Here is a 17,325-nt window from a genome sequence, read left to right as displayed (position 1 = left end):
TCTCGTGCGCTGCGGCAAAGGCAGGGCCGTCGGGCGTCACGTCTATTTCACTCTTGGTCTCGGGCAGCGCCGCAGGGGGCGGGGCGGCAGGCCGCCCCGATACCATCACTCCGCCGCGATGCGCTGCGCGCCGTTGAAATCGTCAAGGATGGCCTGCGCGCAGTCGCGCCCGTCCTTGATCGCCCAAACCACAAGGCTCGCCCCGCGCACGATGTCGCCCACGGCATAGACCCCGTCGAGCGCGGTCGCCCCGGTGACGTAATCGGCCTTGATCGTGCCCCAGCGGTTGACCGGCAGCTCCGGCTCGTTCCAAAGCGTCGGCAGGTCTTCGGGCTCAAAGCCGAGGGCCATGATCACCATGTCGGCTTCTTCGACATAGTCGGCGCCTTCGATCACCTCAGGCGACTGGCGCCCGGTCACGTCAGGCGCGCCGAGGCGCATCTTTTGCACCATCACACCGGTCACCGGATCGCCGACGAAGCCTTTGGGCGCGCTCAGCCATTCAAAGATCACGCCCTCTTCCTCGGCGTTTTGCACCTCGCGCTGACTGCCCGGCATATTGGCCCGGTCACGGCGGTAGAGGCATTTGACGCTTTCCGCACCTTGTCGGATTGAGGTGCGCACACAGTCCATCGCGGTGTCGCCGCCGCCGATGACGACGACTTTCTTGCCCGCGGCATTCAGACGGCCATTCTCGAATTCTTCGACCGTGTCGCCAAAGCTCTTGCGGTTGGAGGCGGTGAGGAAGTCGATCGCCCGCTCCACGCCGAAACCACCCACGCCGGGGGCTTCGATCTCACGGGTTTTGTAGACGCCGGTGGCGATGATCACGGCGTCATGCTTGCCCCGGATCGCGCCAAAGCTGATGTCGACACCGACATCGCAGTTCAACTCAAAGGTCACGCCGCCTTCGGCCAACTGCGCATTGCGGCGCTCAACCACGTCTTTCTCAAGCTTGAAGCCGGGAATGCCATAGGTCAGCAAGCCGCCGGCCCGGTCGTAGCGGTCATAGATGGTGACCTGCACGCCCGCGCGGCGCAGCATATCCGCCGCCGCCAGACCGCCCGGGCCTGCGCCGATGATGCCGACACTTTCGGGCCGTTCTTCGCGCGGGGCGGCGGGTTTGACCCAGCCCTGCTCCCAAGCGGTATCGGTGATGTATTTCTCGATCGAGCCGATGGTGACGGTGCCATGGCCCGACTGTTCGATCACGCAGTTGCCTTCGCAGAGGCGGTCCTGCGGGCAGATACGGCCACAGATCTCGGGGAAGGTGTTGGTGGCCTGGCTGATCTCATAGGCTTCTTGCAGACGCCCCTCGGCGGTCAGGCGCAGCCAGTCGGGGATGTTGTTGTGCAGGGGGCAATGGGTCTGGCAATAGGGCACGCCGCATTGGCTGCACCGGCTCGACTGCTCTGCCGCTTTGGCATCCGCATATTCAGCGTAAATTTCATCGAAATCCGTCCGGCGCAAATCGGGCGGGCGTTTTTCGGGCATATCCCGCGCAACGTCTGTAAATTTTAGCATGACCTGCTTCGCCATATACCCGTTCCTTCGACAAATTCCGTCAGGAGGCTCGTATACGAGAGCGCCAAAGTAAATAAAAGACATCAATGCTGACCTATTTACTTCTTTCCGAGCAAATGGGAGGCTCGGCCATCATTTTTATGCATCATTTAAGGTCCGATGCGGACCTACCCACTAAAACCCAGCCCAAAGCGCGAGGATAACCACCCCGCCCACAAGGATTCGCCACCACCCGAAAAGCGCATAGCCATAGCGGCTGATGTAATCGAGCACCCAACGCACCACGAAAACGGCAGAGATAAAGGCCATGGCGAAGCCCACGGCAATCTCCCCCATGGCCGAGGCATCCAGCACATCGCGGTTCTTATAGATGTCATAGGCGAAAGCGCCCGCCATCGTCGGCATCGAAAGAAAGAAAGAGAACTCCGCCGCAGCACGTTTGCTGGCCCCCAACAACAAAGCCCCGACGATCGTCGCGCCCGACCGCGAAGTGCCCGGCACCATGGCGAGACATTGGATCACCCCAATCTTAAACGCCATGGAAAGCGGGAATTTGGTCGCGTCGGAATGGGTCGGCGCTGGTGCGATGCGGTCTACGATCAACAGCACCACCCCGCCCAGCACCAACATGACGGCAATCAGCAATGGCGTCTCGAAAAGGACCGTTTTGATAAAGTCATGCGCCAAAACGCCGATCACGACCGCTGGCAGGAAGGCCAACAGCACCGACCAGATAAACCGCCGCGCCTGCGGATCATGGGGTGCTGCCGAGAAGACCGCCCAAAGCCGCGCGGAATAGACCGTCAAGATCGCGAGCACCGCGCCCAATTGGATCACGACCTCAAAGGTTCGTCCGGCGCTTTCGAAACCCAGAAAATGACCGGCCAACAAAAGATGCCCGGTCGAAGATACGGGGATGAACTCTGTCAGCCCCTCCAGCAAACCCAGAAAGGCGGCGATCAGAGTGGTCGATTGTTCCATTATCCCTGCCGCAGGTTACGTGCCGATGCTTTGATGGCGTCATATTGCCCCGAGGGCCGGAACCGCCAGAGATAGTCGGGGAGCACCGCATCCATCGCGGTGGGGGTGATGTCAAGCTCGGCAAAGCCGCGCGCGTCTTCCGCTACGACATTGTCCTTGCGCAGGTTCTTGACCTGATCGCGGGTCAGCATCTTGTTGGTGAACAGCCCCAAGGTAGCCGTCTGCACCATATCGAACCCGAAGGCGACGATTTTGGCGAGGAACCACGGCATGTTGAGCACCAACCGACGGCGGTGAATCACCTTAAGCATGCGCTGCATCAACCCGCGGAAGGTATCCACATCGGGACCGCCGAGTTCATAGACGCCCGAAGCGACCTGCCCCTCCAGTGCTTTTTCCGCCGCCTTGGCCACGTCATCGACGAACACCGGCTGGAACCGGGTCGAGGCACCGGCGACCGGCAGGATCGGGCCGCTGCGGGTCATGCCTGCAAAACGGTTAAAGAATTCATCCTCTGGCCCGAACATGATCGAGGGTCGCAGGATCACGGCATGGGGCATATGTTTGAGAATGGCCGCCTCGCCCTCGCCTTTGGTGCGGGCATAGTCGCTCTCGGCCTCCATATCCGCGCCGATAGCAGAGACATGGACGAAATGACCGATCCCTTCGGCGGCGGCCATGCGGGCGATACGCTCGGCCCCTTCGGATTGCACGGCGTCAAAGCTGTTCTTGCCGGTCTCGACCAGAATGCCCACGCAGTTCACCACCGCATCCGCGCCGCGCAGCGCGTCGGCCACGGAGCCATCGTTGCGGATGTTGCACAAAACAGGTTCGACCTGGCCGACCACACCATAGGTCCGCACAAAGAGCGCCTCGTTGGGATGGCGCACCGCCACCCGCACCCGCCAACCAGCTCTGGCCATGCGATACGCGATATAGCGTCCGACAAACCCCGAACCGCCATAAATCGTGACCAGCTTAGACATTCTGCCGCTCCTGTAGATAAATTCTCTGACAGGATGTACCCGCGCGCCGCCCCTGTCACAAGGCCAAACCCCCGGTTGCAGCGCCTCGCGTGCAGGATTTTCCGATTTTCGCATAAATTGCGATTGACAGTCACCCGGCTGAGCCTTAGAGCACCCCACACGATACGTGCCCAGGTGGCGGAATGGTAGACGCGCTAGCTTCAGGTGCTAGTACTGGCAACGGTGTGGAGGTTCGAGTCCTCTCCTGGGCACCATAATTCCGCAGTAAGTGACTGATAAGTCTGAACTTATATTCGCCCAGCCAATCTCAATCCACCCCACAATCCACCTTTGCGTTTCGCTTGCGCGATGGCTAGCCTTTGCCGCCCGGCTCCTTCTAGGGTAATTCTGCATCTCAAGCCTTGTCGACCAGAAGGAATGGCATTCTAGCTTGCCTCTAAGGCTGAATGCTGATTCAGTCAGGCAAGGGACAAGGGTAATTATGAGCCAGAGTAACGACTATCTGTACGAGAACGCACCGTTAGTCGAGGTGGTCGCGGAAGTCCGTTGGGATATGGTCGCAATTGCCTCTATGCCCGGCTCAGAGATTGATCCTTTGTTTGAGCGAAAGCATTCAGCTATGCAGGCCGCGATGGCGGAAGTCGGGTTTGCCTTTGCTGAACGCTTAGTCCCAGATCATGTCCCAAATGAGATGCTAGCGGGCCAACCCATTTTTCGCTATAGAACCGCGCCAAATAGTTGGCCTTTGGTCCAATATGGCCCAGGCGTCTTTACAGTGAACATCACACCACCGTACGATGGTTGGAGCGAGTTTCGCGAAACTTTAGCTTTGGCGGTCAATGCATTTGATTCCGTATTATCCCTTGGCAGTGACTTCACGAACGTCAGAGCCGCAGATTTGCGCTACATAGATGCTTTCACCGAAATGCACGGCATGAACCAGTTCTCAACATTCTTGCGGGACCATCTTTCAGTACCGATGGCGCCACCCCAAGGGTTGCTGGCTTCAATCGGTTCGCCCCAAGCCGACTATGTACCACGCGTCGAATTCAGCACCCAAGTCGGCAAACGTCTAGATACTAGGTTTGTTTTCCATGCCGCATCTGGCACAAAGGACGATACCCCCGCTGCAATACTCGACCTTCGTGCGCGCAGGGAGTTTAGTGAGGCAAAAGTGGCAAAATCCAATGAACTGCTTACATGGTTCGATGAGGCTCACAGCATACTTCACAGCGCCTTCGAGAGCACAATAAGCGATGAACTAAGGAACAGAATTGGCCCGGCGAGGCCGATTGGGAGTGAAAATGGCACACGTACTTGAACCGCTAGCGAAAGCTTATTTAAGTTCCATGGGCCACGCGGCTGCAAACAATATCCATATTGGCTCCAACCAAGATACGCCGCATAAAACTTGGGTGTGTCCTGTCCACAGCACGGCCCACGAAAGCGATTGGCTGGTTGTCCGCCCGATAGCTCACGCCAATTTAGAGATTATGAGCGCCGGTACGAATAGGGGCACCGCCCCGTCAGGTTGTTTGTTGGGCTCAAGAGGCGCACAGCGTACGGACCGAGGTATAGTAGGCCAGCTGATTGGATTTATTTTAAGCGGGGGCCGGAGCAAAAAGCTGGACCCCAAGGTGTGCCGAGATGCTGTGAAGTTCATTGCTAAGGTCCCTCTCGGGCTCCCATTTCCCGAGATTGATTTCGGCGAGGATGAAATCCTTTTCGAATGGCGGGGCGATGAAACCTCAGCAGTCGCGAGCGTCGAAGGGGACGGCCTCGTAGGATATGCTATGAAAATTAATGGATCGTACCGGCCCGGCGCCGGGCCGGAAGACTTGGATTCGAGCGGACTTCCGAATGATCTGGTTGAGTACCTTCAGACTGGAAAAGCAGCGGCATAATGTCAGGCTGTAAATGTGAGGAACATCGCCAATCGGCATATTCACCTTGCACCGTCAATGCCAGCGAAGAGATTGTTTACTGCCTTATCGACCCTGACTTGATAGATAAGGGCACCGGGGAACTTAAGAAGAAAGCTTTCTCTAAATCGGTACTCTCAAAAACCGACCTTTCTGTAGTACGTGCAGACTACTCGAGTGAGGCTGAAATCTGGGACTGTGTAGTAACGCCTCAATTAAAGACTAATCCTGCCCGAATTTTTTGTGGCGTTTTAGTCGCTCAGGCATCTGATATTCGCGGAATTGCAGATTGCACTATACAAGATGTCTGCGTCGCCGATGCCGGGCTCAAAAATTTTGCAGCCCATGCGCACTTGGGTTTTTCATCCGAAGTCGCGTCGAGCAATAAAAGTGTCCAAGTTGCGGTACGCGCGAACCTCATAGATGTCTTCAATCGCCGAGGCGGGCCTATCACACTTACTCGCGCCTTTAGTTAAGCTGATCCGGCTACAACGAATTTTCCTACAGACGCGCATGTCCATACGAGGCCACGACCATGGGCGGATCATCGGGAAATGACCGAAGGTCAAACCACTTGAAGCGCGTTCCGTCCGCATTTCGCTGGTCGCCCATGACAATCTGCGGAGAGTTCACTCGGTTGCGGATCAGCGCGGCCCGAAAGGCCCGCAAGTCGATCAGCCACCACGCTTCCAGGCCAGTCTGATCAGCATTGGAGTGGCCATAGAACATCCAGTCCCCATTGCCGTTCACAATCTTGGAAAGCTCCGTCTGAGCGCCTGACGCCACTGCTGAGCGTATGGTGAACTGGTAAGGATAGCGCTGCGCATAGCCTGGACGCCGCACCCGTGCCGCAACCCGCATGTCGCGGGCATCAAGCATCATCAGGTCGGTGGCTTGGATATGGTCGAAAGGATCGGCAGCGGTTTCCAACAGGTAGCCACCGATCAGTTGCTTTATCTCAGGCAAGAACCTGTCGGACCAGTTCCGGTTGTTGGTGTAGCAGTTCATTTCTGACAGCCTCCAATGCGGCCCCCACCGCGTTGCCCACGCCCCGGTAGAGAGGCGCAGGCGGGTTTGCTAGGCCTTGGCCCGCAGGTATTCGATCACGGCCTTCTGGGCGCGCGGGTACTGCTCACAGAGCAACTGGCCAGCGCAATCTTCTACGCACCATTCGAGCATGGCGGCAGCATCCGCATCCGTTTTCGGCTCAAAGCAGGAAATGCGCTCTGCAAGCCACTCGATGTTCTCATCAAGCTCGCTCAACTCAGCCGGTTCAGCCCCATGCTCATCAGGCAGTTCCTGCAATAATGCACTTCTACTGCGTCTGGCTGCATTCCATTTATCCAGCAGTTGAACAGCACCTGTCCTTTGGCTGGCATCCTCGTCTGGGCGTTCGCCTCTTAGTTCAACCAGTTCAAGGGTGCTGATCAGGTCGCCCACCATATTCCCCGCCAGCTTGACAGTGTGCGCTGTAGCCTCCCCGTCTCCCGGTTGCTCGGGCGCGTCCCCTTCAAGGGAGCGGACACAGACGCGGAGAATGCTGCTCAGGTCGTATGCATTGGAAATTGCGGTTGCGAGGTTCGTGTTCATTGTGCTTCCTCCCCTGCCAGACGCCGCGCGCCGGTGCGCAGATTTAGCATTGCGAGGTAGGTAGGATTCTTCATTGAAGCCTGCCATTCGGGCGACCCGATATGAGAGACTGGACCTTCGGTCTCCCAAAGAAGGTTAGCCAATGCGGCAAGCCCATCGGCGGTGGTCGGCACATGCTTCAGCATTTCATCTTCGACGCGGTGCAGCTCTTCCATCATGTCATCAAGCAACGGATCGCGGCTGTCCACGCTGTTGATGAGCTTCCGCAGTGGACGGCACCGGGCGTCCAGATCAACCAGCGGATCGGGTTCATCTTCGGTCAGGCGTTCAGCATCGGCGCGAAGGGCGTCAATGGCTTCATCGAGCATGCCATCGCAGATGAGGGCCTTCACCTTCCGCAAGGCATCCATCGGGGTTTGCGGCTCAATGGCCATAAGGGCGCGTTCGGCCTTGCCTACAGCCTCTGCGGCGTCCCCGACTGCATCTTCTTTCACAGGTGACATCTTGCCCCCGTTCGCGGCCTGATGAGCGTCACTGGCTGCGATAGCAACCTCATGGGCTTGGCGGGCATCGTAAACAGCCTGTAGGGCGTTCGTGAAATTTGACATGTAGATTTCCTCCGTTCGTATGGTGTTCGGTCACGGTTGTTAGATGGCAGGCAGTTCAGGCGCGGTATTCGTGGACAACCCCATCAACGGCGATGCGTGAGATGGTCGCCAGATTCACAGAGCGGGGCGCTCGGGCCTTTGCGTCCCAGACAGGCAGCAGATGAGGGTGGCGAGCTTTGCGCGTCTCTACGGCCCGCTTTCCGGCCCCTGTGGCAGCATCGCCTTTCACATGGCGCTGCAAGGTCGCGGGCTGCACCTGCATGGTGCGCTCAGTGCCATCAGCCTTCGTGAAGGTGACAGCGCAGAAACGGCCACCAGCAGAAGCGATCAGGTCGCGCTTGGCGGCATAGTCCTGGGCTGCGCCGTCGTGCTCCTGTGCTGCTCTCAGTGCGGCTCGCAGGACACCGATGCGGGCATAGTCGGGCTGCTCCCAATGGGTTTTGCTTTCAAGGACAGCAATTTCGCTCTGGATGCGGGCCACCTCGGGCGATGCCTTAGCCTGCTGGTCATCCCGCGCTTTCATCGCACGTTCGTGCTTCGCGTTCGCCCATGCGGCTTTGAGGGCGCGGCGCATAATCACCCGAAACCCGTACAGGGCCACGTTGGCGTTGCGGACGATTTCCCAAGCTGCGGTCATAATGGCTTTGCGGTTGTAAGTAGCGGAGTTCGTCATGGCGATTGCCTCTCATGTGCTGATAGCATACAATTAATACTGACAGCACATGCTGTCAACACATTAAATATGCTGGTAGCACATATTAGGATTCTCATGACCCCGGAACAGTTCAAAATGGCCAAGTCCGCATTGGGCTTAAGCAATCCTGACCTCGCTGAAATCGCGGGTTTGCACCGGAACACCTTAAACAAGGTCGATAAAGGGGAAGGTAAGGCCTCGACGGTACAGCACCTGCGTCTCGCCTTAGAAGCTCAAGGCGTTCAGTTCTTGGATAGCGGAGAAGTCGCCACAGGTCCCGGTGTCGCAATTAGCAGAGACGAGTAGATAGCCGCTAGCCATATTGAGCCGCCTCCCCCCGTTACTCCCAAGGTTAAGTACGACAAGACCGGAGGAATGTAACACAACATTGGAAGCGGGATTTCTCAGATGTTGCGATACTTATCTCCGGTCTTCTTCTAACTAGATTGCGGAAAAGCGTTACAACAACCGCGTGAAGGAGCACAGAAGGCCGCCGCAGTTGGCCGCGATTGCATCTCTGTAGGTTGCTAGATTGGGTAAAGTTTGGTCCTCTGGAGAAATTGGTTTGGATGGATTGAGGTGGGACAATGGCAACTAGGAAGCTGCATAGGAATGCGCGACGCTTTTCGAGAAACGTGAGAGCCTTTGTATCAGCTAGCATTGTCTTGGCAGCACCAACGGCTTTCGCTGGGCCAGATGCCACGACAAACTATCTTATGAACACCCCTGCCACATTGTTGGATTTCGGATTGTACAAACTCTCGCTGCGAATTCAGGCAGTCAATGGCAATGGATATGCTGCGTACGATTGGGACAACGATGAGATTAAAATTGTCCTCTTCAGGTCTCTGGAACCCAAAACAAAGTCCAAAGTAGCCTGCGTAAAGGCAATTGCAGATACCAGACAAGCCGCAGGCGTTGTTGACGGAAAATCACTAGAGGAATTTAGCAGCTTCGCTCGCATGTTCGGCCACAACGGTTTCATCGCAGGCGACCTCGACGCACACAATAAGCGCATGCAGGATTTAGATAAGAAGTTCCAAATTCTCTGCATAACTCCTCAAGCCACGTATGAAGCAGCCGTAGTTGGAAGTGGGTATAGTTTGCGGGTTAATGAATGAGCGCCTATCTTTAGCTCATGAAGCGGAGGAATTGCGCAATGCGAAGCAAGATAGCCCAATGGTTGCAAAGTAAGGCCGCCCTAGACGTTGCTACGAATTCCTACTGGATAGGGGCATTCTACGTCGTTTGGATCGGGGCGGTTTGGTACTTCGACTGGGGCGTAACCCTCTGGTAAGCTACGCGCTGGGCGTAGAGGCATTAAACTCTGCCCTGCACACGTCTCCCGCCTCAGCCATGCCAAACTGCACTTCTGCCACCATTGTATCTGGCCCAAGTTCGCCCAGCGCATCGTAGATGTTCCAGGTGAGGCATATGAAATACTCCTCGAACGTTCTGCATTCCTTCGCAATTGCTCGCCCCACAGGATCAGCAGCAAGTGCCTCTGCGGCCTGTCGAATGGCATCCACCCGATCAGGCCGCATTGGTCGCTCAAAAGGTTCTCTCCCTGAGTGCTTCACTGCGCCACCGCACCAGACAGGGCGCGAACCACTGCGCTTTGGTCACCTTCCGCGCCAACGCTAGGCATGAGGGCTTTCTGTGCCAACAGAGCGGCTATAACGCGGCTCTCAAGGGCGCTGGCGGTTTTCTTGGGTAGAGGCTTGCCATTGCGGATTAACTCACCCAGCGCCGCGATTTTCTTGCGGGTGTTACGTTCGCCCAGATATTTCGCGGTCTGACCCGCTATACCGGGTGCGATGAACAGCGGGTTTCCGGTTGCTCCTGCTGCACCTGCTGCACCAGTGAAACCCCCAAGCGATAGAGCACCGGAAGTTGGCGCTAGGCGACCAATGAGGCGCAAGGCATTCTGCGTGGGCGTCCCGTCTGCAATGTCACGCATGGCTTGCAATTCAGTTTCGCTGAACCCCCTACGCAGCTTTGGGTTCTCCAGCACCCTGCGCACGTTCTGACGGATTGCGTTTATCTCGTTCCCTCCGGTCCCTGTAGTCGCAGCACGGCGCAGTCCTTTTGCTACCAAGCCGGTATCCTCGGCTTCGAACAGTTGCGACTTGTATACCCGCCGCGCCTTCTCGCGGGCACCAGTCAGCGCCTCCACCACTTCGCTCGCTCTGTTGGTCCCGGTAACATCACCGGGCTGCAACTGATCTAGGTGGCTATCAATCGCATCTTTCATCATCACGCCAAGGCGACGTTCGCCTGCCTCGTTCGATCCTGCCACGTTATCGCCGATCCACTGGCGCGCCTCATCCACCTCAGCAATTGTTGGCGGACGCTGGCGCATATCTCCGGCCAATTCCTCTGCCGCAATCGCCGCCTTGGGGTTCATGCGTCGAGTTGCCGGTCGGGTGCCGAACGTGCCTTCAATGCTTCCGGCCAAAGCATCGGCAGATTGTGGGCTGAGCGTTGCACCGGATTCTCGCACAGCGTCATAGCCAGCACTACTCTGTGCCTGTAGCTCCTCAAGCGTGGGAGCCTTGGGACTTGGGCGCATTGCCCGACTTGCGGCCACCGGAGACAACCCGCCAGCAAGGGAGGCGATGAAATCGGCAGTATCGTTCTCAGGCGCAATCTCACGTGACGTCTGGCCAGCAATGCCCGATCCCACCGCACTCGCTGCCTCCCCACCCGCTACGGCCAGAGGGGCTTTGGCACCGCGAAGCATGATACCACCCGGGACCGCCATCGCGCCAACTTCCATCCCGACCCGCCTTCCGAACCGTTCTGCCGCGTTCTGAGGTTCAACTTCTGAAATTGTGGGAGCAAGCAGGTCTCGGAATGTACCGCTGCCGCCCACCGGGTTTTCGATGGGTTTGAGGTCCGTGCCCGCCAAGGCATTCACACCCTGCTTGCCCATGTTGATCGCGCCGGTCATCAAATCCACAGGTGCGCCAAGAATTCCGGCAATGCCTTCGTTAACGCCGCTCATGGTCTGCCCAACCATGCCCGTCTGCTGCCCGCGATCCTCAGCGTAGCGCGTCCAAGGGCCATCAGTGGCAGGTGACTGGTATTTGTCCCAAGGCCCTGCCATCGCTTCGGCTTCGGCCTCAAGCACAGCAATCAGGTCAGCGTCGCTCATCCCCGACAGCCCCTTTTGCTTAATAAGCAACTGCCGCTTGAGCAATTCCGACTGCAATTCGCTAGGCTTTCCACCCGCGATTGCAGCTCTGCGCCGTTGTTCAGCCAAAGCCCGCGCTCTACGGGTCTCAGCGGCTTTTCTAGCCCGTTCTACGTTGTTCTGATCACTCATTTGCTCGCCCCTTTTCCATGGCAGATTCTACTCTATTTTCATTGCTTTCCAAAGCCATAACGTCCTTTTCTTGGGTCGTAAGCGGCTTCTCATTTGGGTCAATCTCTCCCCGAGAAATTGCTTGGCAACGTGCCTGAAAATCCTCCAACGCTTCTGCGCTATCGCGTTCAACGAAAGCGCCTGCATGAGGGCCTGTAACAATCGAGGCTTTCCAAATTTCTCCCTCGATACCACCGCCTTTGGCCTCAAAGACCGTTCGAAAATACACGATGAGGTAGTCTAGGCCTCCCGACTTCCGCTCCATCGCTTCTAGGCGTCGTTTGATATTCATTTCTCTGCCTCCAGTGCCGTGATCCGGCGCTCAATCTCGGTGGTTTCCAAGGTGCGGCGGAACTGCTCGACCACTGCCATGACAGTCGCTGCCTCCAATGGCGTCACGTCGCCCTCTGCGATTGCTTTGAGAATGGCCCTTGCGGCCTTGGCTGCGTCCTCTGCCGTTTCAATCTCTGGCAGGGCGAAGGATACCGGAGCATCCTTGCGGGCAGGCGCGATACGGTCGAGGCAGAGGCGTAGAGCCGTAACATCGCCCTCCAGCGCCTTGTCTATGGCTCTCTGCGTCAATGCTTCCTGTTGCCCCTCAAGCATTGCCTCGATGGCCTGCGTTGCCCTGTGGCGTGACCCTTTCGGCTTGCCGGGGTTACCGGGGGCGAATGTGCCATCAGCGTTCCGGCCTTCCGTTTTCGCGCCGCTGTTTCGGTCGTTCTTTTTGCTCATGCGGATTGCCTTTCCTGAGAACGTTTTTGCTGCTGAAACAGGTCGGTTTGCGTCACCACCTTGCGAGAACCAACTGAGCGCGTGACCACCCCCTCCCCCCCTTTAGGGGGAGGGGTGGTGACGCAGTGGTTTTGGGGGGTGTTTGCGTCACCCTGCGTCACCTGCTTTTCGGGGGTGGTGACGCACATCATTCGTTTGCCCATTCACCGACTTCAATCGTCGGAACTGGCTTTCTGATCGGGCCGGTTTTGGTCCCCTTCACCAGCGCCCCGGAATGAAGCCAAGCCTCGATCATTTTCTTGATCCGGCGCTTGTCCTTCACCGCGTCCAGGCCCAGTACTCCTGCAACGATCACCCCGGCCCAATCCTTACCCGACTGATCCGAGTATCGCGGTTGTTTGCCCTCAATGGCATGCTGTACAGCCAACAGGTCCTTGCTAGTGAAGCCGTCGAAGGTATCCGGCCATTCCCAGGCTTCGGCCACTCCGATGCTCTCACCGTTCGCCAACTCGACGGAAGCCATACGCCGCCATGTGCGCTTCCCTACGGGCGCAAGATTGGACTTATCGCGGGTCACGGTGAAATAGGTGGTTAGGTCATCGGACTGAATGCCCGCCTGCTCTCTCTCATCCGCTGTCATACGGTTGAGCACCCGGCCAGACCGTGCTGCCGCCAGAAGGGCTGAACCGCCCCTGCTGTCCTCTGAGGTGGCCTCTACGCCGTTGGTCTTGCGGGTATGGTGGACCAGTTCAATCGCGCAGTTGCATCGATCCGCCAGCCGCGCCCATTCCTTTGCGATGAGATCAATGGCGACGTTGTCGTTCTCGCCCGCCTGATGCGACGACACGAACGGGTCAACAATCATCACGTCAATCTGCCGTTCTGCGATTTCCCGCGCCAGTTCCTCAATCTCAGGCTTTACGATCACGACGCCTTCGCGTGACTGAATAGCCGTGCAAAGCTCGCGTTCGCGCCCGGTATCTACAAACAACCGCCCTTCGACTTCATCAGGCTGCACTTCATGATGCTGCATAGCCGCTGTGATCCGCAGGTTCATCTCATCGCGCGGGTCTTCGAGGTTGTAGAGCCAGACGTTTAAGCCTTTGGCTGTCCACTCCCCCAGCAGTTCCCGCTCAGAAACCATCGCAAGGCCTTCTACGATGGTCAGGGAGGACTTACCCACCCCACCGGGGGCAACAGTCACGGCAACCTGCTTGCGCAGTAGGTGCCGCCCATAGACCCACGGGCGGCGGGGCAAGCTGTTGGGGTCCTGCCAGATGAAGGGCGTCGGCAATCGGTGAGTGCCGGACGGATGTTCCGCCCGGTGCTGATCCAGTTGCACGGCCATTGCTGTGAAATCGCGCATCAAGCTGCCTGCCTCCCCTGTACGAAGTCGAGGAAGGCCGCCTGGCGCTCGCAGGGCATCGCCTCGAAGCTTGCGAGGCAATAGGCCTCCCGCTCATCAGGTTCGGCCATATCGGCCCAGAACGCCGCCTCGTCCATGTAGTTGAACAAGGGGGCAACTGGTTGACCCGCCGCCGTGGGCATAGCGTTTCCCAGCGCCGCCCCTGTTACAGCGTTCGCGTCCTGCATCGGCAACGCCTTCAACGCTACATAGGCCAACGCGGCCCGCTCGGTTGCGCTAAGACGAGCGCGCAGGATGACTGCGAAGCCCAGCCACGCGTCAAGGTCATCCAACAGCAAGCAGTACCCCAGAGACCGGGATACGCTATCGATACGGGGCGCGGTGCGGTTGACCGAGGCGCTGTGGCCCCGGTCGTTCGCGGGCATGTGCAACCCGTCCATCAAACGCCCTCCCCGTAATACAGGCCAGCGACAAGACGGGCTTGGGTAGCGGTCAGGCCATAGAGGCGCTGCAAGCGGGCAATCTGGATTTTAAGGGCCATAATCACGCTGCACCCCCATCAATGCGGCGAACAGTGCCGCTGAGAAAATACACACCGAACCTCGCTCGGTCTGTGGCAGTATCGTTAACGTACATTTCCTTGGTGATAGGCACCCCGTAGTCACGGCGCAGGATGCAAACCCGGTCAGAGATGCGCACTGGGCTAGCGCAGTAGACAGGCCGCTGGATCAGGGCATCAAGGATGATCCGATTGCCCTTTGCCAAGGTAAAGGTCTTTGTTGTCCCGTCTTCGGCCACAACTTCATAGCGAGCCGGGGCGGTGCCCTTGGGCATGTCGCTCCACTTCTCGACGCGCAGGGCGTTTGCGGGTGGGCGGTCGGTGCTGACACCGAAGTCTGTGTTGATGTTCATTGCCGTTTTCCTTTCTTGTTGAAAGGACGGGCCAAATGCGCTATCTCTTGTTCACCGCTGAAAAGAAATTTCGCCCCGGCTCGTCCTCGTACGGCTGGGGTTTTCTCTTAGGCTGCTTCTTTTTCGCGATGAGCGGCGGCGGCTTCGATAACAACTTCGATATCGCTGCGACGCCAGCGAGACATGCCGCCAATTTTGATAGCTGGACGAATAGTCCCGTCAGCTACTCGACGCCAGAATGTCGCCTTCGAGCAACCCATCATGGCAGCACATTCGTGATCTCGGATAAGCGGGTCTGTGATATGCATCTGTCAGTCTCCAGAAGGCGCTGATGCGCGGTTCAACTGACTGAACTAATAAGAGCATATTTGAGACTATTGCCAATGGTAGCGTTCCGACATTCCGGAAAGAATATTCAATGGTTGTCGGAAGCTCCGAGCAAGCCTGCACGCTCCAAAGCCTTTTCAAGCCCCGCATCGCTTGGCCTTTCTAACCCACGAAGTTGATAAGCGGATCGCAGGAATTCGGGGAATGGTCCACTCAAGTCATGATAATTGCGTCCCAATCCGTCCAGCGGGTCCATACCAATGCCTTCACGATATACCTTAGTTAGACGCTCTAGCAGGAGAGAATTCTGTGACTGATTTATCTTCAGTGGCGGTTCAGGATCACCAGTTTCTCGCCTTAATCTCATCACCGCTTTACGCAGAGCATCCATGCCATCCACTATTTCGTGGTAGCCCACCCCGGTATCCACGTTCCTGCGAACAAGAGGGGAAATTTCATTTGCCAAGCCATTCTCATTAATATCCTCAAGGACTGACGCCATCCGGGATTCTATCCTGACTAGCGCTTTCAGCCTTTTGTTCGCGGCACCTTTCTGCGTCAGGCGCGGATGAAGGTCGTACCACATAAATGCATTGGAGATATCACCTCCTAGTTTCAGTCTCGCCGCCCGAACGGCGTCCTGTTCGCAACCCTGTTGCACGTAGTATTTACTAGGGATCGACCCGCCCGCCTGCCGAACCTTCTCGAGCAATAGGCCTATCTGTATATAACCAAAACCGATTACGGTGTTTTCCTGCCCTTCATCCATCACAGCGCCCCTCAATCCAATCGGCAACAGCACTCTGCCGCCACCCAATGGCGCGAACGCCTAGCTTGGTAGCCTTCGGGAAGTCATCCCGATCCATCATCCGGTAAATCGTGGACCTGCTTAGACCTGTCACCTCCTGTACGTCCCGGCAGCGTAGAATTTTATCAGTCATCGTTATCTCTTTGTTAAATGAATGATGCCATTCATACCGGCACTTGGTTTCTACAAGATTTAAGATACGGGAATCAGGCAATTTTAATCACCTTGCTGGCGTTCTTGCCGGTTACGTGGTTCGCCCAGCGCGCCATTAGCGGACGGCGGCGCTCTAGCAGGTCAGTACGGCGGTAAGACCGCTTGACCTTATTGCCATCGACATGCGCCAATGACGTTTCAACAACCACTTCGGGTACATCGGTGGTTTCTTCGCACCAGGTCTTGAAGCTTGATCGAAATCCATGCGGACGAGCATCCAACCCCTGCCGCTCCATATGGCGGCTCATCGCTGCATCAGAAATTACTTTCCTCCGAACACCTGGGAACAGGTATCCATCCCGCGCCAGCGGCTTCGCTAGTTCTATGACGGCGAGAGCCTCTTTCGATAGCGGCACTCGAAAATCGGTTACGGCACCCACCTGCCCCTTCATGTTATCTTCGGGTACGGTCCATACGCCGCCTTCGATTTGATCCAAATGACAGAAGCGAATTCCATATGACCGAACCGTTGTCAGGATCAGCAGGCGCAATGCAAGATGGGTGGGCGTCTGCTCAACAAGGCTTTTGTAGAAAGCTGGCACCTCTGGCCAAGGCATATAGGGAATGTTCTTTGCCTTGTGACGCGACTTCCCCAGAAGCGCTTTCGCTTTCATGATTGCCTGAAGATCCACGTTAAGGCCCATAGCCGCTGCATGCTCAAGCGTGATGTTCAGGCGGTTCATTGCTTTGCGGGCCGTGTCCGCCTTCTCGTGCCAGATGGGTTCTAGTGCGTTCTTGATATCCTGCTGGTCGATTTCCTCGACAGGAACCTTGCCGATTTTCGGAAGCACATGCAGTTCGAGCGGGGAGAACCAGCGCCCGGCCTTACCGTCACCCTTAAGCTGAGCCTTGCGAGCCTCGAATGCCTCCAGCGCCACTGATGAGAGTGTGTGCTCATCCTTAGCGGCCAATCGCTTTAGCCGGTCACGCTCTTTGATGGGGTCTTTGCCCTCTCGCACCACAGCCCGCCATTTCTCTGCCGCTGCTCTTGCTTCCTTCAACGAAACAGCCTGAAGGTTGCCGATACCCATCTCGCGGCGTCGCCCATGAACAGTAACACGCAGCACCCACTGAGCGCCGCCATCTTCGCGCTTTACCAGCCAAAGCCCTCCCCCGTCTGAGTACTTGCCGGGAGGGGCGGTTCTGACCTTGGCCGAAGAAAGCTTGTTCAATGCCGCCAAATTCCTATCCCCCTCTCAATCCACCCCTATATGTAGCATAGCATGGGACCGGATGAAACAGGATGATACAACCAAACGCATTAAAAACAAAGCTTTGCATATTTGATGAAA

General features: G+C 57.1%; 22 protein-coding genes and 1 tRNA gene. 6 read left to right on the top strand and 17 right to left on the bottom strand.

Translation table 11 applies throughout. The features are described 5' to 3' along the window. Nucleotides 1-105: 105 nt before the first annotated feature. From HKX24_RS02700 to HKX24_RS02690, 3 genes are all read right to left on the bottom strand, one after another. A complete protein-coding gene (locus HKX24_RS02700; protein ID WP_271688733.1) occupies nt 106-1,539 on the bottom strand; it encodes an NAD(P)-dependent oxidoreductase in 1,434 nt (477 codons plus the stop codon). Between the two features lie 159 nt (nt 1,540-1,698). Next, the gene (locus HKX24_RS02695) at nt 1,699-2,505 is read right to left on the bottom strand and encodes an undecaprenyl-diphosphate phosphatase (RefSeq protein ID WP_271692772.1); all 807 of its coding nucleotides are present in this window, start codon (nt 2,503-2,505) and stop codon (nt 1,699-1,701) included. Further along, nucleotides 2,505-3,491, bottom strand: coding sequence for a complex I NDUFA9 subunit family protein (locus tag HKX24_RS02690; protein WP_271692771.1), 987 nt, complete (start codon nt 3,489-3,491; stop codon nt 2,505-2,507). The genes HKX24_RS02695 and HKX24_RS02690 overlap by 1 nt, the downstream gene beginning before the upstream one ends. Before the next feature lie 168 nt (nt 3,492-3,659). Between HKX24_RS02690 and HKX24_RS02685 the strand changes: the two genes are divergently transcribed. The 4 genes from HKX24_RS02685 to HKX24_RS02670 all read left to right on the top strand — a co-directional run bounded on the left by HKX24_RS02685 (nt 3,660) and on the right by HKX24_RS02670 (nt 5,889). After that, nucleotides 3,660-3,745, top strand: a tRNA-Leu gene (locus HKX24_RS02685). A gap of 227 nt (nt 3,746-3,972) precedes the next feature. Further along, nucleotides 3,973-4,812 carry a TIGR04255 family protein gene (locus HKX24_RS02680; protein ID WP_276153809.1) on the top strand — a complete coding sequence of 280 codons (840 nt, stop codon included), beginning with the start codon at nt 3,973-3,975 and terminating at the stop codon, nt 4,810-4,812. Further along, nucleotides 4,796-5,395 carry a hypothetical protein gene (locus tag HKX24_RS02675; RefSeq protein ID WP_276153808.1) on the top strand — a complete coding sequence of 200 codons (600 nt, stop codon included), beginning with the start codon at nt 4,796-4,798 and terminating at the stop codon, nt 5,393-5,395. Before HKX24_RS02680 ends, HKX24_RS02675 begins: the two co-directional genes overlap by 17 nt. Next, entirely contained in the window at nt 5,395-5,889 is a 495-nt protein-coding gene (locus HKX24_RS02670; RefSeq protein WP_276153807.1) for a hypothetical protein, read from the top strand. Before HKX24_RS02675 ends, HKX24_RS02670 begins: the two co-directional genes overlap by 1 nt. Before the next feature lie 25 nt (nt 5,890-5,914). Here the strand turns inward: HKX24_RS02670 and HKX24_RS02665 are convergent, their stop codons facing one another. From HKX24_RS02665 to HKX24_RS02650, 4 genes are all read right to left on the bottom strand, one after another. Further along, a complete protein-coding gene (locus HKX24_RS02665; protein WP_276153806.1) occupies nt 5,915-6,421 on the bottom strand; it encodes a hypothetical protein in 507 nt (168 codons plus the stop codon). Nucleotides 6,422-6,490: 69 nt separating this feature from the next. After that, nucleotides 6,491-7,003, bottom strand: a complete 513-nt coding sequence (locus tag HKX24_RS02660; RefSeq protein WP_276153805.1) for a hypothetical protein — start codon at nt 7,001-7,003, stop codon at nt 6,491-6,493. Beyond that, the gene (locus HKX24_RS02655) at nt 7,000-7,611 is read right to left on the bottom strand and encodes a hypothetical protein (RefSeq protein ID WP_276153804.1); all 612 of its coding nucleotides are present in this window, start codon (nt 7,609-7,611) and stop codon (nt 7,000-7,002) included. Before HKX24_RS02655 ends, HKX24_RS02660 begins: the two co-directional genes overlap by 4 nt. 55 nt (nt 7,612-7,666) lie before the next feature. Further along, nucleotides 7,667-8,284, bottom strand: coding sequence for a hypothetical protein (locus HKX24_RS02650; RefSeq protein ID WP_276153803.1), 618 nt, complete (start codon nt 8,282-8,284; stop codon nt 7,667-7,669). Between the two features lie 96 nt (nt 8,285-8,380). On the opposite strand from HKX24_RS02650, the gene HKX24_RS02645 reads away from it, so the two are divergent. Both HKX24_RS02645 and HKX24_RS02640 read left to right on the top strand, forming a co-directional pair. Continuing rightward, nucleotides 8,381-8,611 (top strand): helix-turn-helix domain-containing protein, encoded by a 231-nt coding sequence (locus HKX24_RS02645; protein ID WP_276153802.1) that lies wholly within the window; start codon nt 8,381-8,383, stop codon nt 8,609-8,611. A 410-nt stretch (nt 8,612-9,021) separates the two neighbouring features. Further along, a complete protein-coding gene (locus HKX24_RS02640) occupies nt 9,022-9,426 on the top strand; it encodes a hypothetical protein (protein WP_276153801.1) in 405 nt (134 codons plus the stop codon). Nucleotides 9,427-9,881: 455 nt separating this feature from the next. On the opposite strand, the gene HKX24_RS02635 is transcribed toward HKX24_RS02640, so the two are convergent. The 10 genes from HKX24_RS02635 to HKX24_RS02590 all read right to left on the bottom strand — a co-directional run bounded on the left by HKX24_RS02635 (nt 9,882) and on the right by HKX24_RS02590 (nt 17,214). Next, nucleotides 9,882-11,633 carry a hypothetical protein gene (locus HKX24_RS02635; RefSeq protein ID WP_276153800.1) on the bottom strand — a complete coding sequence of 584 codons (1,752 nt, stop codon included), beginning with the start codon at nt 11,631-11,633 and terminating at the stop codon, nt 9,882-9,884. After that, nucleotides 11,626-11,964, bottom strand: a complete 339-nt coding sequence (locus HKX24_RS02630) for a hypothetical protein (protein WP_276153799.1) — start codon at nt 11,962-11,964, stop codon at nt 11,626-11,628. Before HKX24_RS02630 ends, HKX24_RS02635 begins: the two co-directional genes overlap by 8 nt. Continuing rightward, a complete protein-coding gene (locus HKX24_RS02625) occupies nt 11,961-12,407 on the bottom strand; it encodes a DUF5681 domain-containing protein (RefSeq protein ID WP_067265737.1) in 447 nt (148 codons plus the stop codon). The genes HKX24_RS02630 and HKX24_RS02625 overlap by 4 nt, the downstream gene beginning before the upstream one ends. A gap of 187 nt (nt 12,408-12,594) precedes the next feature. After that, the gene (locus HKX24_RS02620; RefSeq protein WP_276153798.1) at nt 12,595-13,773 is read right to left on the bottom strand and encodes an AAA family ATPase; all 1,179 of its coding nucleotides are present in this window, start codon (nt 13,771-13,773) and stop codon (nt 12,595-12,597) included. Continuing rightward, nucleotides 13,773-14,213 (bottom strand): hypothetical protein, encoded by a 441-nt coding sequence (locus tag HKX24_RS02615; RefSeq protein ID WP_276153797.1) that lies wholly within the window; start codon nt 14,211-14,213, stop codon nt 13,773-13,775. Before HKX24_RS02615 ends, HKX24_RS02620 begins: the two co-directional genes overlap by 1 nt. Nucleotides 14,214-14,316: 103 nt before the next feature. Continuing rightward, nucleotides 14,317-14,685 (bottom strand): hypothetical protein, encoded by a 369-nt coding sequence (locus HKX24_RS02610; RefSeq protein ID WP_276153796.1) that lies wholly within the window; start codon nt 14,683-14,685, stop codon nt 14,317-14,319. A gap of 107 nt (nt 14,686-14,792) precedes the next feature. After that, nucleotides 14,793-14,945 carry a hypothetical protein gene (locus tag HKX24_RS17620; protein ID WP_346428852.1) on the bottom strand — a complete coding sequence of 51 codons (153 nt, stop codon included), beginning with the start codon at nt 14,943-14,945 and terminating at the stop codon, nt 14,793-14,795. Between the two features lie 155 nt (nt 14,946-15,100). Continuing rightward, on the bottom strand, nt 15,101-15,781 hold the full coding sequence (locus HKX24_RS02600; protein ID WP_276153794.1) for a hypothetical protein: 681 nt from the start codon (nt 15,779-15,781) through the stop codon (nt 15,101-15,103). Then, nucleotides 15,774-15,953 carry an AlpA family transcriptional regulator gene (locus HKX24_RS02595; protein WP_276153793.1) on the bottom strand — a complete coding sequence of 60 codons (180 nt, stop codon included), beginning with the start codon at nt 15,951-15,953 and terminating at the stop codon, nt 15,774-15,776. Before HKX24_RS02595 ends, HKX24_RS02600 begins: the two co-directional genes overlap by 8 nt. 73 nt (nt 15,954-16,026) lie before the next feature. Then, complete coding sequence (locus HKX24_RS02590) at nt 16,027-17,214, bottom strand: integrase arm-type DNA-binding domain-containing protein (RefSeq protein WP_276153792.1); 1,188 nt, start codon at nt 17,212-17,214, stop codon at nt 16,027-16,029. Between the last annotated feature and the right edge of the window lie 111 nt (nt 17,215-17,325).

It is taken from the genome of Sulfitobacter sp. M85, assembly GCF_029285915.1.
GTDB classification, from domain to species: domain Bacteria; phylum Pseudomonadota; class Alphaproteobacteria; order Rhodobacterales; family Rhodobacteraceae; genus Sulfitobacter; species Sulfitobacter faviae.
Note: the sequence above shows the minus strand (reverse complement) of the source record. Positions and strands in the feature narration are given on the sequence as shown.